Origin of the sequence: Rothia sp. HMSC062H08, assembly GCF_001810775.1 — a bacterium.
GTDB lineage: Bacteria > Actinomycetota > Actinomycetes > Actinomycetales > Micrococcaceae > Rothia.
In genome coordinates this window covers 1-15,611 of record NZ_KV802648.1, presented here as the reverse complement: position 1 = coordinate 15,611, position 15,611 = coordinate 1, and the positions used below count along the sequence as shown (strand labels likewise).

Below are 15,611 nucleotides of genomic sequence, written 5' to 3'. Positions count from 1 at the left end.
CCGTGCGGTTTTTACTCCTGCTTTCGAGTGCTTATTTCGTTTACACTAGATAAAGAAGAAAAAATGAGCGGGCTCGTCCGGGAGTCCTAAGGAGTAACGATGGCTGAAAAGCGACGCGGCTTGGGTCGTGGCCTGGGGGCACTGATCCCTCAGAGTACGAAGAATTCTGGTAATGCTGAGGCGAAGGCATCCGAAAAGACTGCGGCAGTAAAGACTGCACCCAAGAAGGTATCTACTCCGATTGAAGAGCCGATAACTGACGGCCTCTTTGAAATGGCTCACGAGGCCAAGCCGGAGAAGCAGCGCAAGAGCACTAAAGCTGAGTCTGTAGAAGCTAAGCCCGCTGAAGCTGCACCCGCTCAGGAAAAGCCTGTTGAAGCTCAGAAGGTAGAGGAGAAGGTCGAAGCTCCCGCCTCCTCGCAGGATGTTTCACGTGAAACATCGAAAAAGAAATCCCGTGTGGACATGGGTGCGGCACTGCGTAATACCACCCTGACTCGCCGCCCGGTGGACTTCTTCTTTGGTGAAGATGTCTCCACCCCGCAGGCCGCTTCCGAAGAGCATGGCGGCCTGGTTCCGGTTCCCGGTGCACAGTTTGCTGAGCTGAACGTTCGCGATATCCACCCGAACCGCAAGCAGCCCCGCACCGACTTTGATGAGCAGGACATGGAAGAGCTCATCCACTCGGTACGTGAGATTGGCGTTCTGCAACCGATCGTCGTGCGTCCCTCGCGCGAAAACGGCACCGAAAAGTATGAGCTGGTCATGGGTGAGCGCCGCTGGCGTGCAACCCAGGCGGCTGGACTGACCACCATCCCGGCGATTGTTCGTGAGACTGAAGACGGCGACCTGCTCCGTGACGCCCTGCTGGAGAACCTGCACCGCAGCCAGCTGAACCCCATTGAAGAGGCGGCGGCATACCAGCAGCTCATGGAGGAGTTCGACACTACTCAGGAGCAGTTGGCTAAGCGTATTGGTCGTTCTCGCCCCCAGATTTCGAATACGATTCGTCTGCTGAAGCTGCCGGCTCTGGTGCAGCGTCGCGTTGCGGCGGGTATTCTCTCCGCGGGTCACGCGCGCGCCCTGCTGGCTCTGACGGACCAGGCTCAGATTGAGACTCTTGCACAGAAGATTGTGAATGAGGGACTGTCGGTTCGCGCAACTGAGGAGCTGGTGAACCATGCATCCGGCGCTGCGGAGGTGAAGGAGCGCAAGGCTCCTCAGCCTCAGAAGCACCGTGAGCGCCTGGATTATATTGCGGAGGCTTTTGCTGACAAGCTCGATACTTCGGTGAAGATTTCGCTGGGTGCTCGCAAGGGTAAGATGACCATCGAATTTGCGAATGTTGAGGATCTGAACCGCATTATCCGCGTTTTAGATTCTGATTTCTCGGGCTAAATTTTCGCATAAAACAATATTTAGCAACTGAAATCAGTTGCATATATAAAAAACCCTCGGTGATGTTTCACGTGAAACATCACCGAGAGTTTTTCTTTAGCTTCTCGAAAGATTAGCCCAGGTGCTCGGAGAACTCGGCCAGTAGAGCAGGCTTCGTCTTAGCGCCTACGGTCTTCTTGACGACCTCGCCACCCTTGAAAAGGTAGATGGCGGGAATAGAGGTGATGCCGTACTTCATGGCGGTATCGCCACTTGCTTCAACATCCACCTTGACCACGTCGACCTGACCGGCGTACTCGCCAGCGATCTCGTCAATCACGGGACCAACCATGCGGCAGGGGCCGCACCATTCAGCCCAGAAGTCCACGATAACGGGCTTGTCGTTCTTCAGAACCAGTTCGTCAAAAGTGGCATCAGTTGCCTGCTGTGCACTGCTCATGGAGTGCTCCTTTCTGACACGGGGTGGATTCCCCTGCGAGTAATACGAATAGTTTAGAGGTTTTCGAGGTAGTGCTGCGCGTCCAGAGCGGCAACAGCACCGGAACCGGCAGCAATAATTGCCTGGCGGTAGGTCGGGTCAATCACGTCACCGGCAGCGAAAACGCCGGGAACGGAAGTCTTCGAGGAACGACCCTGAACCGCGATGGTGTGGTTCTCGGTAATCTCCAGCTGGTCACGTACCAGTTCCACGCGAGGATCGGAGCCAATAGCGATGAACAGACCCTGAACAGCCAGCTGGCGCTCAGAACCGTCCTTGGTGTTGGTCAGGGTGATCGACTCGAGGTTGCTCTCGCCGTGAACGGCGGTGACAGCCGAGTCCCAGACAACCTCAATCTTCGGGTTGTTGAACACGCGGGTCTGCATGATTTCCGAAGCGCGGAAAGAATCGCGGCGGTGCACCAGGTACACCTTGGATGCGAAGGTCGTCAGGAACAGTGCCTCCTCCAGCGCGGAGTCGCCACCGCCGACCACTGCGATTTCCTTGTCCTTGAAGAAGAAGCCATCGCAGGTTGCGCACCAGGAGACGCCGTAACCGGAGAGTCGGTCTTCGCCCTCGATGTTGAGCTTACGGACCTGAGAACCGGTGGTCATGATGACGGTCTTTGCGAGGTGAACGGCGCCGTCAGCGGTGTAGACCTTCTTCACGTCGCCGGTGAGTTCAACCTTCTCTACGTCCTGGTAGCGGATGTCAGTGCCGAAACGCTCAGCCTGCTGGCCGATGTTCTCCATCAGCTCGGGGCCCTGGATGCCCTGAATGAATCCGGGGAAGTTCTCGACCTCGGTGGTGTTCATGAGGGAGCCGCCGGGCGCCAGGGAGCTGGCGAAGAGGACAGGCTTCAACTCGGCGCGTGCCGCGTAGATTGCCGCGGTGTAACCAGCGGGGCCGGAGCCCACAATAATGACGTTGTGGACGGTTGCGTCGGCCTCAACCTCGGCTGCCGGTGCCGCCTTGGTGGCGGGTGCGGAAGCGAGGTTCAGATTGCCCAGGGCGGAGCCTCCGAAGAGGCCTCCCAGATTCTCAGTCATCAGATATATCTTTCCGTTGTAGGTCTTTCGTTCTGTCCTTATAACAGAGCTTTATCCTCGATTATTCCATTTTTTGGGGACCCTTATCCAGATACTCCGCGCACTGTGAATCTTTGAGTAGCGACCCTGCCATAAAGAGTCATAAATGAACATCAAAAAGGGCGGGGCTTCCGAATCGTTGAGTTCAGAAGTCCCGCCCTTGTGTCTGGGGTGCGAGCGCCCTGTCGGCGTCACGTTATGAGTTGATTAGTCCACCTTGATTTCGTTGATGCGCAGACCGTAATTCCACGTTCCAATCGGCAGGGAGAGGCGAGGCAGCTCGTTGACCACGATGATCACGTAGGCGCCCTTTTCCGCGCTCTGCTTGGAGGTGTCCAGGGTGACGACCGCGTCCTTGCCTTCGAAGGTGCCCTTGCCGACCTCAACCGCACCGTCCAGGGATGCAGAGCTGTTGGTGTAGACGGTGAAGGAGCCGCCGGTGCCGGTGTTCTGCTGAATGGTCAACTTGGAGACGACGGTGGGGGTCTGCAGCTTCAGTGCCAGGCCGAATTCCTTGATGGTGCCGGCGTAGTTGGCGGTGCCGAAGCCGTAGCTGATCCATGCGGTGTTGGCGTTACCGTCGGTCAGGTTCGGGATGAGGGTGTCCATGTCGTTCATGAACGTGGGGTTCGAGGGCACGAAGCGAGCCACGGACGCGATCTTCGCCGGTGCGTTCGATGCCTTAGCGGTCGGGGATGCCGATGCGCTGGCGTTTGCCGCAGCCGATTCGGAGGCGGACATAGAGGACTTGGGGGTGTGCGGTGCGGCTGCCTGGTTGGAGCCGATTGCGCCCAGGGAGGTGAGGATACCGCCTGCGACGATGACGAGCAGCAGGACTGCTGCCAGGGCGACGGCCCAGGTGCCGCGGCTGCCGTCTTCTTCGTCTTCGTCATCCTCGTAGATGCTGGTGGGTTCGGAGTACGCGGTGACGGCTGCGCTGTCGGATGCGTTCCAGTTCTTGGCAGCGGTGATGCTCTCCTGGTTGGCGCTGGAAGCAGAGACCTTCTCGTAGGTGTTGGGGGAGCTGCCGCTTTCGGAGTCGCCGAAGATTTCGGTGCCCAGCGCGTCTTCTGCGTTGGAGAGTGCGTGGTTTTCGACCAGCAGGGTGTCCAGCAGGGTGTCGGGGCGGGTGTGGGAGGTGACGAGGTAGCGGCTACCTTCGGGGGTGATGCCCAGGTCGAGAATCTGGATGTTGCCGCGTGCGTTGGTTGCGAGCGCGCGGGAGTTTGCTTCCAGCAGTGCGCTGCGGCTGGGCGATGCGACGACGACCGAGACCTTACGGTTGAGAATCTGGTCGGTGCCTTCAAGCACCATGTCGGATTCTGCCGTAATGATGATGTGTGCGGTGATCTCGTAGCGGCCTCCGAGGACCGATCCGACCGGAATCTGTTGCGACAACGTGTTCTCCCGAGGTGGTTTCATAGTGCCTGCCGTGTGGCGGGCCCTGACTATTAGATTCTACCCGGCATTGAAGGATGCTGGGGCTGAGTGATAGTTTGTGGCGTCCGGGTGGTTGCCTGTGTCCTCTGCGGGCCCCGGCGTGGGGTGAGGTGGGTGCACGGGCAGCTACCCGGGTTGGGCGTTGTGTGCTGCTTTAGCGGCGGGCAAAACGCTCAAGTTTGGAGGTGAGGGGCGCCAGTAGTGCGTTGGCTTCCTTGACGCGGAAGATCTGTATGCCGGCGAGGTATGCCAGGCCCATGACGGTGCCGCATACGGCGAGGGTGATGATTGCGGTGAGCTTGGAGGCCCAGGCGAATCCGTCGAGCTGGTAGCCGCCGAGCAGCCAGAGCGCGATGGCTGCGATTCCGCCGGCGAAGAGGGACGCGAGGGTGGTGCGGGCGTAGGTGCTGACGATGCCGCGCTGGCCGTAGTAGCCGAGGCGGCGGCGGACCATGTGGTGGCTGATGAACAGGATCAGGATGTTGTGCACCGGGTAGATGAAGGCGAGCATATACACGGTGTACTGTGCGTCGAGCAGGGACGCTGCGAAGCTCATGATGACCATGATGATGGCGGAGTACACCTGGATGCGGAAGGGGGTGCGTGCGTCTTCGCGGGCGTAGAGCACGCGGCTGTAGAGGTAGTTGATGGTGAGGGTGGGGGTGCCGAGCGCGGTGATGACGATGAGCTTGGCGATGATGGTTGCTGCGATGGGGTCGCCGCCGCTGAAGAGCACGGCGACGGGGCCTGCGAGTACCATGAGTGCGACCATGCAGAAGACGGTGGCTACTGCTGCGTTGCGTAGGCCGTGGGAGAGTGCGTAGATGACGCTGTCGCTGTCGTCGGCGATGGCGGAGGCGCTCATGCGGTTGAAGAGCACGGTGGCGATGGAGATGCCGATGACGCCGTGTGGGAGCATGTACAGCATGGAGGCGTAGTTGAGTGCCTGCAGGCCGGGGATTTGGATGCCGAGGGCGGCGTAGTGTTCGCGCTGACCGACGATGCCTGCGGCGACCTTGGTCATGTAGAGGAATGCGAGGTTGGAGATGATGCCGGAGGCGAGGGTCCAGGCGGCGAGCTTGGAAGCTGCGCGCAGGCCGATGCCTCGCCACGCGAAGTCGGGCTTGAGGCGCAGGCCGAGCTTGCGTAGGGGGATGAACAGGACGAGCGCCTGCATGATGACGCCGAAGGTGGAGGAGCCTGCGAGCACGAGGGTCTGTGCGTTGGTCCAGTTGTCTACGGTGTGAATCGGGTTGGGGTTGGGGGTTTGTGCGCCGAAGAGGAAGATGAACAGGATCAGCGACAGGATGGTGATGACGTTGTTGAGTACGGGCGACCACATGTAGGCGCCGAATGCGTCTTTGGCGTTGAGGACCTGTCCGATGACGGTGTAGAGGCCGTAGAAGAAGATTTGGGGTAGGCACCAGAGGGAGAAGATGAAGCCGAGCTGCCGTTGTTCGGGGCTCCATCCTGAGCCCATAATGCTGATGATGGGCCAGGCGCAGGCGACAGTGATAATGGTGATGAGGCCGATTGCGGTGACGGTGAGGGTGACGAGTTTGGAGATATATCGTGCGCCGCCGTCTTGTGCTTTGGCCGCCTTGATGATTTGGGGTACGAGGACTGCGTTGAACACGCCGCCTGCTACTAGGACGTAGATGAGGTTGGGTAGGGTGTTGGCGGTTTCGAAGACGTCGCCGACGGTTGAGAGTGAGCCGATGGCTACGGTGAGCAGGATGGTCTTGACGAATCCGAGGATGCGCGAGACGAGGGTGCCTGCTGCCATGATTGCGCTTGAGCGGGCGTCGTTACGTGCCACGTATGTCTCTCCTGTTTCGGCGGGTGATTGCTTCTTTTAGTTTTTGGGGCTCTATTTAACGGGTGTTTAGAGCTGGGTGGTGATGTATTCGCGCGCGCTGCGGGCGATGTGTTGCTCGTTGGCGAATGAGAGGCGGGTGGGGAGCTCTTCGAGGGGGACCCATGCGACGTCGATTGCTTCGTGGTCGGGGTCGTTGTCGATGCTCAGTTCGCCGCCGGTTGCTGCGAAGAGGTAGTGGTGCACGGTTTTGTGGATGCGCGTGCCGTTGGAGGTGAACCAGTAGGCGATGGTGCCGAGGGAGGCTACGGGGTAGCCGGTGATTCCGGTTTCTTCGCTGATTTCGCGTTGTGCGGCTTCGACGGTGGTTTCTCCGTGTTCGATGTGGCCTTTGGGTAGGCACCATTCGCGTTGTCCGTTGCGGTTGATGCGGGCGATGATGGCTACGGGTAGCTGTTCGGGTCGGTCGAAGTCGATGATGAGCCCGCCTGCGGAGACTTCTTCGGGGGCGGGTACCGCTCGCGCGGGCGCGGTGAAGCGCGTTTTGGGGGCGCGGGGTACGGGAATGCTCATGGTTCTACCTTAACCGATAGGCTGAGGTTTTGGTGCCTCGGTTTGGGGTGAGATAGCTGTCTTTGGTGGGGTGTTGTGGGTGTGGGGTGGGCGTGTGGGTGGTTTTTCTGGCACGATTAAAGGATTATGTCGCTGATTATTGATGTTGTGTCGAAGTACCCGGATGCCGCCGAGCTGGGAGAACTGTACCGTGCGGCGGGTTTTGAGCTGTACTTGGTGGGCGGTATTGTCCGCGACAATCTGCTGGATGATGGCGGCCATTTCACTGATTTTGATTTGACGACGGATGCTACTCCGGAGCAGAGCGAGCAGATTCTGCGTGGGTGGGGTGAGCATACGTGGGATATCGGCAAGGAGTACGGCACGATTAGTGCGCGGAAGAATGGCGTGGTGTATGAGGTGACCACGTACCGTGCTGAGGTGTATGTTTCGGATTCGCGTAAGCCGACGGTGGAGTTCGGCACGGATTTGAGCGCCGATTTGGTGCGTCGTGATTTCACGATTAATGCGATGGCGGCGGCTTTGCCCAGTGGTGAGGTTGTTGACTTGTTTGGTGGCGTTGAGGATTTGCGTGCGGGTGTTTTGCGTACTCCGCGCTCGCCGGAGGAGTCTTTTTCTGAGGATCCGCTGCGTATGATGCGTGCGGCTCGTTTTGCTGCGCGTTTTAATCTTGAGGTTGCCCCGGAGGTTTTCGAGGCGATGCGTGAGATGGCTGGCCGTATTGAGATTATTTCGGCTGAGCGTGTGCGTGATGAGCTGGTGAAGCTGATTGAGGCGGATTATCCGCGGGTGGGTTTGAACCTGCTGGTGGATACGGGTCTGGCGGATTATGTGTTGCCGGAGCTTCCTGCGTTGCGTATGGAGATGGATCCTGCGCATCACCATAAGGATGTGTATGCGCATTCGTTGAAGGTGATGGAGCAGGCAATGGAGAAGGAGACGGACAAGGATGGTCCGTGCCCGGCTCCTGATTTTATTCTGCGTTTTGCGGCGTTGATGCACGATATTGGTAAGCCGAAGACTCGTAAGTTTGAAAAGGACGGCTCCGTCTCGTTCCTGCACCATGAGGTGGTGGGCGCGAAGATGGTGAAGAAGCGTATGCGTGCGCTGCGTTTTGATAATGACACAATTAAGGCTGTGGCTCGTCTGGTGGAGCTGCATATGCGGTTCTATGGTTACCGTGAGTCGGGTTGGACTGATTCTGCGGTGCGCCGTTATGTGCGTGATGCGGGTGATCAGTTGGAGCGTCTGCATCGTGTGTCGCGTTCTGATGTGACGACTCGTAATCGTCGCTTGTCGCGTTCGCTGGCTGAGGCGTATGACGATTTGGAGCGTCGTATTGCTGAGTTGGCTGCTCAGGAGGAGCTGGACTCGATTCGTCCGGATCTGGATGGCGGTCAGATTATGCAGATTCTTGGTATTGCGCCGGGCCCGGTGGTGGGTGAGGCGTATAAGTTCTTGTTGAATGTGCGTCTGGATGAGGGTTCGCTTCCTGAGGAGGAGGCGAAGGCTCGTCTGGTGCAGTGGTGGGAGCAGCGTCGGGAGGCGTAGCTTCTGCGGTTTTTGGTACCGCATCGCATGGTTGAGGTCACGCGGTGCGGTACTGTTCTATCTGCTTTTTCTCGTGTATTGTTAAGAAATCTATGCGTGTTCCCCGCCCGGTGTGTTTCACGTGTAGGGCACAATGAATCTCCTGCTATGGAAATCCCATAGCCGTTTAGCCCAAAGGAGGGGTTTAATCATGCGTGCATATGAACTGATGGTTATCCTCAGCCCCGAGGTTGAGGACCGTGCGGTTGAGCCGTCGCTGTCCAAGTTCCTCGAGATCGTGACCAACGAGGGTGGTTCCGTCGACAACGTCGACATCTGGGGCCGTCGTCGCCTGGCATACGAGATCCAGAAGAAGTCTGAGGGTATCTACGCAGTGGTGAACTTCACCTCTACCCCCGAGACCGCAGCTGAGCTCGATCGTGTTCTGAACCTGAACGAGTCCGTCATGCGTACCAAGATCATCCGCCCGGAGGATCAGAAGATCTCCAGCAAGTAGTTGTTTCTTTCCGGTCGGCTGACCCCCCTAAAAATGTCAGGGGGTTGCGCTGTACTGGATTCAACATACTTGTAACTCTTATCGAGGAGGCATCAAATGGCAGGCGATACCGTTATTACCGTTATTGGTAATCTGACTGGCGATCCGGAGCTTCGTTACACCCCTGCGGGTGCGGCGGTTGCTAATTTCACGATCGCATCGACTCCGCGTACTTTTAACCGCCAGACGAACCAGTGGGAGGATGGGGAGACCCTGTTCCTGCGTGCGTCGGTGTGGCGTGGTTACGCTGAGAATGTTGCAGAGACTCTGAAGAAGGGTACTCAGGTTATCGCGCAGGGCCGTCTGAAGTCTCGCTCGTACGAGACCAAGGAAGGCGAGCGTCGTACTTCGTTTGAGCTTGAGGTCGAGGAGATCGGCCCGACTCTGCGTTTTGCTACTGCTCAGGTGACTCGCGCACAGCGTTCTGCCGGAGGTAATAACTTCGGTGGCGGTGCGCAGGGTGGCTTTGGCGGTGGCGCTGGGTACAACGCTGCTGCTCAGGGCGGTTTCTCCGCTCCTCAGCAGAACAATTTTGCTGCTGCTCAGGGTAATGGTTACTCTGGCCAGTCTGGCTACTCCGCTCCGGCTGCTCCGGCGGCCCCCGCAGCTCCTGCTGCTGATCCGTGGAGTTCTCAGTCTGGTGGTAACTATGACTGGGGTAGCGGCGCCGACGACGAACCTCCGTTCTAAGCCGGTTTCGTTTTCCGAATAGTAATTTATCAATCCATCCCGCGGTTATCCGCCGCGGGCTCCCAACTCTAAGGAGCACCACGATGGCTAAGGCTGAAATCCGTAAGCCCAAACCCAAGCAGAACCCCCTCAAGGCTGCTGACGTCACCGTTATCGACTACAAGGACGTCGCACTTCTGCGCAAGTTCATCTCCGACCGCGGCAAGATCCGCGCTCGCCGCGTGACTGGCGTGACCGTTCAGGAGCAGCGCAAGATCGCTCAGGCTATTAAGAACGCCCGCGAAGTTGCACTGCTGCCCTACTCCGGCGCTGGCCGCTAAAGAGAAGGAGAGACAGTAACATGGCTAAGATCATTCTGACTCAGGAAGTTTCCGGCCTCGGTGCAGCTGGCGATGTTGTCACCGTTAAGGACGGTTACGCACGTAACTACCTGCTGCCCCGCGGCTTCGCCGTGACCTGGACCCAGGGTGGCGAGAAGCAGGTTGAGTCCATCCGTGCCGCTCGTGCGGCTCGTGCTAAGGCTTCTCTGGAAGAGGCTCAGGCAATTGCTGCGGCCCTGGCTGCTAAGCCGGTTGTCGTTGCACACAAGGCTGGCGCTGACGGCCGCCTGTTCGGTACCGTCAAGGCTGAGGCTATTGCTGAGGCTATTGAGGCTGCTGGCATTGGCTCCGTTGACAAGCGCACCATCCACCTGGGTTCCGCTATCAAGCGCACCGGTGAGTACAAGGTGACTGTCCGCCTGCACCCTGACGTTGTTGCTAACGTTGTCCTGGACGTCGTTGCTGCTGCGTAAGTAGGTTTTTAGATATTTGACGCTGGTGCTTTGATGCTGCGGCGTTGAGTGTCGGACGGGGTGTCCCTCTTCGTGAGGGGCACCCCGTTTGTTGTACCCATAGCTGTGCCCGCTCCTGTACATGTTTCACGTGAAACATTGTTTTTGAGAGGTTGAGAATAGGGGTAGGGTAGTAGAAGGATTGGTGGCTAGAGCGGTTGCGGCTGCGAAGTACGCCAATTGACCCCGTAGACTGGTAGACATGGCTCGATCTTTTTCACGTTTGTCTTCTAGCGCGCAGCTTCTGTCCACGGGTGTGGTGTTGGAGTGCATCAATTTGCTGCTGTGCGCTCTAGCGGTTATCCCATTTGCGGACGCGAATGTCGCTACTGCTCTTCTGCTTCTTTTGCTGGTGGTTGGCGGCCTTGCGTCCAGTGTTGCGCTGGTGTGCGCGCTGGTGGGTCTGGTGAAGTTCCGTCAGTACCGCGTGGCTAATATTTGCTTGGCGGTTATTTCTGTAGCGGTTAACCCGTTGGTGCTGCTGGGTCTGTATATGGCGGCTTATTAGCCCGGTTTAGAGTCCGCGAACTGCACAATATCAAAGCTCTCAGGGTTCTGTTGGTTTTCTCCCAGCTTGTTTCCAGCGAAATTCAATCCTCCCATAAGGTTGGGGGTGTTTACTATAAGTGTTGGTTCGAGAGGACTGCGATGTGAATGTGTGTGTTTCGTGTAGCGGGGTCGCCCGCTAGCGAAAGAAGGATGGCAAGGCAAAAGCGCCTTGCCTTTCTTCTTTTAACGCGACGTGTAGTTTCCGCGTGAAATCCGGGGTGCTGCACCTCGATTTTGAAGAAAAATCTATTCCCAGCTTTCTTACAGCTTTAACCTACAGGGAATAAAGGTTTACGCGTAATACTTTATATAGATGGTTCGAGAGGACCATCAGAAAGTTGGACTTTCCTTGCGGAAGTGGCTCTGATTTTCGTATGTATGTGTGTGTGATGAGACTGGGGTTGGACCGAGAGGTTCAGCTCCAGTTTCTGTTTAATCTCTAGGGTGTGTGGCAAGGATGGCTGTAGTGGTGTTGCGGCATGCTGTAACAAAGGGCAACCACACTTCTATATAACGTCACATTTCCTTTCTTGGGGTGGCGGGTCTAGAATTGGGAAAGATAAATTTTGCATATTAAATACAAGTATTGAGGAGTTGTCTTCCGTGTCTAAGACCCCTTCCGTTCCCGGTACCGACCGCCCCGCCGAAAAGGCAGCAGGTCACTGGCTGCTGGCTCAGCTGGGCAAGAAGGTTCTGCGCCCCGGCGGCCGCGAGACCACCAACTGGCTGCTGGCTCGTGCTCTGGGCGGCGACATTGACGTCGTGGAGTTTGCGCCGGGCCTGGGTATTACCGCCCTGGAGATTGTGAAGCGTTCCCCCAAGAGCTATACCGGTGTGGACCTTGATCCCAAGGCTGCTGAAATCGTAACCGAGCGTATTGGCGCATCGACTAAGCCGAACTACCGTGTGGTGAACGCTAGCGCCCAGGAGACCGGTCTGCCCTCAGAAAGCTACGACGCCGTGGTGGGCGAGGCGATGCTGACCATGCAGACCGATAAGCACAAGCTGGAGATTATGCGTGAGGCGGCTCGTCTGCTGCGTCCGGGCGGCTACTACGCTATTCACGAGATGTCGCTGGTTCCCGATTATCTGCGCCCCGAGCTGAAGGAAGAGATTCAGAAGGATTTGGCGCGCACTATCCGTGTGAACGCCCGCCCGCTGACTGTTGCCGAGTGGACTGCGCTGGCGGAAGAGGCTGGCTTCGAGGTGCTGGATGTGTACCAGACCGATATGGCTCTGTTGGAGCCGAAGCGTCTGCTGGCTGATGAGGGTCCCGCTGGCGTTGCGAAGATTGCGTTCAACCTGGCGCGTAAGCCGCAGATTCGTGAGCGTGTGCTGGGTATGCGCGGTGTGTTCCGCCGCCACGCGGACCACATTGGCGCTATCGGTCTGATTCTGCGTAAGAAGTAAGACAGAGTCACACCGCAAAGCTTATACAGCGAAACGGAGCCCCAGTATTCCCCTCTATCCGAGGGAATACTGGGGCTCCGTTTTACACTGAGGTGTATGAGCCGCGGTGTATGAGCCGCAGAATCGGCTCAGTCACGTGTGCGCCTGCCGGAGTTTGTTATGAGCCGTATTCTTTTCTCTCCCGAAAGCTTCAATATGGGTGAAACCACGCGCTGTATTGAGATAGCGCGTGTGGCTCGGGAGCGAGGTCATACGGTCTTGTTCCACGTGTATTCCCCTAAGTATTTGGGGCTACTGGAAAGCGCCGGGCTTCCTGTGCATCTTCGTGAGCCAATCATGAGCGATGCTGAGGCGGAGCAGATTATGGCGTTGGATCAGGGCAGGGGAGTGCGGCATCCTTTCACGACCGATATGGTGCGTCGGCGGGTCGCCGCTGAGCTTGAGGCTATTCGTGACTTTAGCGCGGATGCTGTGGTGATTGGTTCTAATCTGACGATGCTGCTGTCTGCGCGTATTGCGGGCGTCCCTATTTTCTATGCGCGCCCGTATGCTTACTCGTCGACGTATTTTTCGAAGAAGCCTGTAGGTGGCGAGCTTGCGGCACCGGGGTGGTTGCGTGCGGTGGCGCGGGTGTTGTCGTATAAGCCGGCTTCTTTTACTCGTGTGGCACGTGAGCATGGGCTGAGGCTTCCTCGCCGTACTGTTGATATGCTCAGTGCCGACGTGAATCTTATCTGTTCTCTGTTTACGCAGCTGCGCGGGGATTCTTTGGTAGAGCCTGATGTTGGTGTGGGGCCTATTTATTACCGTGCGCCCGGTGAACTGCCGCAGATTGTTCGCGAGCGCAGGGAGCGGCCACTGATTTACGTGGGAATGGGCTCATCCGGCTCCGCAGATATTTTGGTGCAGGTGCTGCAACAGTTGTCAGCCGCTCCGGTGGATGTGCTGGTTGGCGGCGGGGTGCAGCTCTCGGATACCCACCTGCTGGGCAGCAATATCCATTTCGCCGGGACTGTTCCGGCGCATCTGCTCACCGGTCATATTGATGCCTCGATAACCCACGGCGGTGAGGGGACAGTACAGACGGCGTGCCTGGCGGGTGTGCCGTTTGCCGGTATTGCGATGCAGGCGGAGCAAAGCTGGAATATTGAGGAGTGCGTGCGCTACGGTAACGCCCTGCGTTTCACGAAGAATGATGTGCGCCGCGGCAATATGCGCGATATTCTGGACCGTCTGCTCAGCGATGAGGGCATGCGCGCTAGGGCGCGGCAGCTGGGTGAGGCAATGCGCACTATGGATGGGGCGGCGCTCGCCGTTGAGAAGATTGAGGATTATCTGCGCGCTGCCCATTAGGCGTGTATATGTTTCGCGTGTGCCTTCGTGAGAAACTAGCATAGGAGTTCTACAGAAATTGTTTCTGGAACGTCGTAGATACCGGATTGAAACGCGAGGATAAGCATGTCTGAAACTGCCATTGATTATGGTTCCCGCACTATGCCTCATGATGATGTGGCTGAGCAGTCGGTGCTCGGTGGCATGCTGCTGTCAAAGGACGCTATTGCGGATGTGGTTGAGAGCCTGCGTGCGTCTGATTTCTATAAGCCGGCGCACGAGACGATTTATGAGGCGATTCTTTCTCTTTACGGTCACGGTAGCCCTGCGGATGCGATTACGGTTGCTGATGAGCTGAAGAAGCGCGGTGAGCTGACTCGTGTGGGCGGCGCGGCCTATATTCATACGCTGATTGCGTCGGTTCCGACTGCTGCTAACGCTCAGTATTACGCTGAGATTGTTAAGGAGCACGCGATTATGCGCCGCCTGATTGAGGCGGGTACGAAGATCGCTCAGCTGGGTTACGCCAATGAGACTGAGGTCGATACTTTGGTGGATCAGGCGCAGGCTGAGATTTATGCGGTGACTGATGGTAACGCGAAGGAAGATTATGTGTCTTTCTCTGAGGCGTTGGAGGAGACCATCAATGAGATTGATGCGAACTCGAACCGCCCCGATGGCGTGTACGGTGTGCCGACTGACTTTATTGAGTTTGATGAGCTGACCGGTGGTCTGCACGGTGGCCAGATGATTGTTATTGCGGCTCGTCCGGGTGTGGGTAAGTCGACTTTGGCTCTTGATATTGCTCGTTCTGCGTCTATTCATCATCAGATGACGACTGTGTTTTTCTCGCTGGAGATGAGTCGTACTGAGTTGGCGATGCGTATTCTCTCTGCGGAGGGCAAGATTTCGATGGGTCGTCTGAAGAAGGGCGACCTGGATACTGAGGGTTGGACGAACTTGGCGACTCTGCAGGGTCGTATTGATTCTGCGCCTCTCTTTATTGATGATTCGCCGAATATGACTCTGATGGAGATTCGCGCGAAGTGCCGTCGCCTCAAGCAGCGTAATGATTTGAAGCTTGTGGTGCTGGACTACCTGCAGCTGATGAGTTCGGGTAAGAAGGTTGAGTCGCGTCAGCAGGAGGTTTCGGAGTTTTCTCGTAGCCTGAAGCTGTTGGCTAAGGAGCTGGATGTTCCGGTGATTGCGCTGTCGCAGTTGAACCGTGGTTCGGAGCAACGTACTGATAAGCGTCCGATGGTTTCGGATCTGCGTGAGTCGGGTTCTATTGAGCAGGATGCGGATATGGTGATTCTGCTGCATCGTGAGGATATGTATAACCCGGATAGTGAACGCGTGGGTGAGGCAGACATGATTATTGCTAAGCACCGTGGTGGTCCGACTCGTACTATCCCGTTGGCGTTTAGCGGTAAGTACTCGCGCTTCAACAATATGGCGAATGAGGCGCCTCCCCAGTACTAACCCCGTACTCAACTAATTCAGTACTAAGCGTTTCAGCGCTAGGCGTCAGCACTCTGTAGCTGTGCCCCTCTTCTTCTATTCCTTGCAGGATGGAAGGGGAGGGGCTTTTTGTATCTATAGGTAATAGGTATGGGCGCCCAGGCGCATGGTTAGGAATCGTGCAGGGTTAGGAATCAAGCGCAGGGTATGGGAATAGGGGCTGCGGAGGGGGTTCTAGAGGGCATTCTGTGAGGGTTTGAGTGGTTTCTTCTGCGTTTATAAGGTTTTTTGGAAGTTTTTTAAAGATTTTTTAGCACCCATAAAACGCACTGACTAGGCTGTTTGATGTTTGTGAGGGTGTTTGAGACCCTTTCAAGGCCCTGTTTGTGTCCCACTTCACCCATTTTCGGGTTGCAGGGCTGTTTGGTGGTCTGTATAGTTGTATGAGTCGCCGCGGC

At 57.1% G+C, this 15,611-nt stretch carries 15 protein-coding genes; 10 read left to right on the top strand and 5 right to left on the bottom strand.

The window, feature by feature from the left end; translation table 11 throughout:
* The first annotated feature begins 99 nt into the window (after window positions 1-99).
* A complete protein-coding gene (locus HMPREF2765_RS00265) occupies window positions 100-1,398 on the top strand; it encodes a ParB/RepB/Spo0J family partition protein (RefSeq protein WP_070604010.1) in 1,299 nt (432 codons plus the stop codon).
* A 112-nt stretch (window positions 1,399-1,510) separates the two neighbouring features.
* Here HMPREF2765_RS00265 and trxA read toward each other — a convergent pair whose 3' ends face one another.
* From trxA to HMPREF2765_RS00240, 5 genes are all read right to left on the bottom strand, one after another.
* Window positions 1,511-1,837 carry a thioredoxin gene (gene trxA / locus HMPREF2765_RS00260; protein WP_049341939.1) on the bottom strand — a complete coding sequence of 109 codons (327 nt, stop codon included), beginning with the start codon at window positions 1,835-1,837 and terminating at the stop codon, window positions 1,511-1,513.
* A gap of 53 nt (window positions 1,838-1,890) precedes the next feature.
* Window positions 1,891-2,925 carry a thioredoxin-disulfide reductase gene (gene trxB / locus HMPREF2765_RS00255; protein ID WP_049341938.1) on the bottom strand — a complete coding sequence of 345 codons (1,035 nt, stop codon included), beginning with the start codon at window positions 2,923-2,925 and terminating at the stop codon, window positions 1,891-1,893.
* A gap of 246 nt (window positions 2,926-3,171) precedes the next feature.
* Window positions 3,172-4,362 (bottom strand): serine/threonine protein kinase, encoded by a 1,191-nt coding sequence (locus tag HMPREF2765_RS00250; protein WP_246822855.1) that lies wholly within the window; start codon window positions 4,360-4,362, stop codon window positions 3,172-3,174.
* A 196-nt stretch (window positions 4,363-4,558) separates the two neighbouring features.
* Complete coding sequence (murJ, locus tag HMPREF2765_RS00245) at window positions 4,559-6,223, bottom strand: murein biosynthesis integral membrane protein MurJ (protein WP_070593512.1); 1,665 nt, start codon at window positions 6,221-6,223, stop codon at window positions 4,559-4,561.
* A gap of 66 nt (window positions 6,224-6,289) precedes the next feature.
* Window positions 6,290-6,793, bottom strand: a complete 504-nt coding sequence (locus tag HMPREF2765_RS00240) for an NUDIX hydrolase (protein WP_005504058.1) — start codon at window positions 6,791-6,793, stop codon at window positions 6,290-6,292.
* Between the two features lie 126 nt (window positions 6,794-6,919).
* On the opposite strand from HMPREF2765_RS00240, the gene HMPREF2765_RS00235 reads away from it, so the two are divergent.
* The 9 genes from HMPREF2765_RS00235 to dnaB all read left to right on the top strand — a co-directional run bounded on the left by HMPREF2765_RS00235 (window position 6,920) and on the right by dnaB (window position 15,174).
* A complete protein-coding gene (locus HMPREF2765_RS00235; protein ID WP_070604009.1) occupies window positions 6,920-8,344 on the top strand; it encodes a CCA tRNA nucleotidyltransferase in 1,425 nt (474 codons plus the stop codon).
* Window positions 8,345-8,534: 190 nt separating this feature from the next.
* Complete coding sequence (gene rpsF, locus HMPREF2765_RS00230; protein ID WP_005504056.1) at window positions 8,535-8,840, top strand: 30S ribosomal protein S6; 306 nt, start codon at window positions 8,535-8,537, stop codon at window positions 8,838-8,840.
* A gap of 96 nt (window positions 8,841-8,936) precedes the next feature.
* Window positions 8,937-9,569 (top strand): single-stranded DNA-binding protein, encoded by a 633-nt coding sequence (locus HMPREF2765_RS00225; RefSeq protein ID WP_005504055.1) that lies wholly within the window; start codon window positions 8,937-8,939, stop codon window positions 9,567-9,569.
* A gap of 83 nt (window positions 9,570-9,652) precedes the next feature.
* Complete coding sequence (gene rpsR, locus HMPREF2765_RS00220; RefSeq protein WP_004005948.1) at window positions 9,653-9,889, top strand: 30S ribosomal protein S18; 237 nt, start codon at window positions 9,653-9,655, stop codon at window positions 9,887-9,889.
* Between the two features lie 20 nt (window positions 9,890-9,909).
* Window positions 9,910-10,362, top strand: coding sequence for a 50S ribosomal protein L9 (gene rplI / locus HMPREF2765_RS00215; RefSeq protein WP_049341934.1), 453 nt, complete (start codon window positions 9,910-9,912; stop codon window positions 10,360-10,362).
* Window positions 10,363-10,603: 241 nt separating this feature from the next.
* Entirely contained in the window at window positions 10,604-10,909 is a 306-nt protein-coding gene (locus tag HMPREF2765_RS00210) for a hypothetical protein (RefSeq protein ID WP_005504046.1), read from the top strand.
* Between the two features lie 644 nt (window positions 10,910-11,553).
* A complete protein-coding gene (locus tag HMPREF2765_RS00205; protein ID WP_049326735.1) occupies window positions 11,554-12,360 on the top strand; it encodes a class I SAM-dependent methyltransferase in 807 nt (268 codons plus the stop codon).
* A gap of 336 nt (window positions 12,361-12,696) precedes the next feature.
* Window positions 12,697-13,713 (top strand): glycosyltransferase, encoded by a 1,017-nt coding sequence (locus tag HMPREF2765_RS00200; protein WP_239662258.1) that lies wholly within the window; start codon window positions 12,697-12,699, stop codon window positions 13,711-13,713.
* 105 nt (window positions 13,714-13,818) lie between these two features.
* Complete coding sequence (gene dnaB, locus HMPREF2765_RS00195; protein WP_049326737.1) at window positions 13,819-15,174, top strand: replicative DNA helicase; 1,356 nt, start codon at window positions 13,819-13,821, stop codon at window positions 15,172-15,174.
* Window positions 15,175-15,611 lie beyond the last annotated feature (437 nt).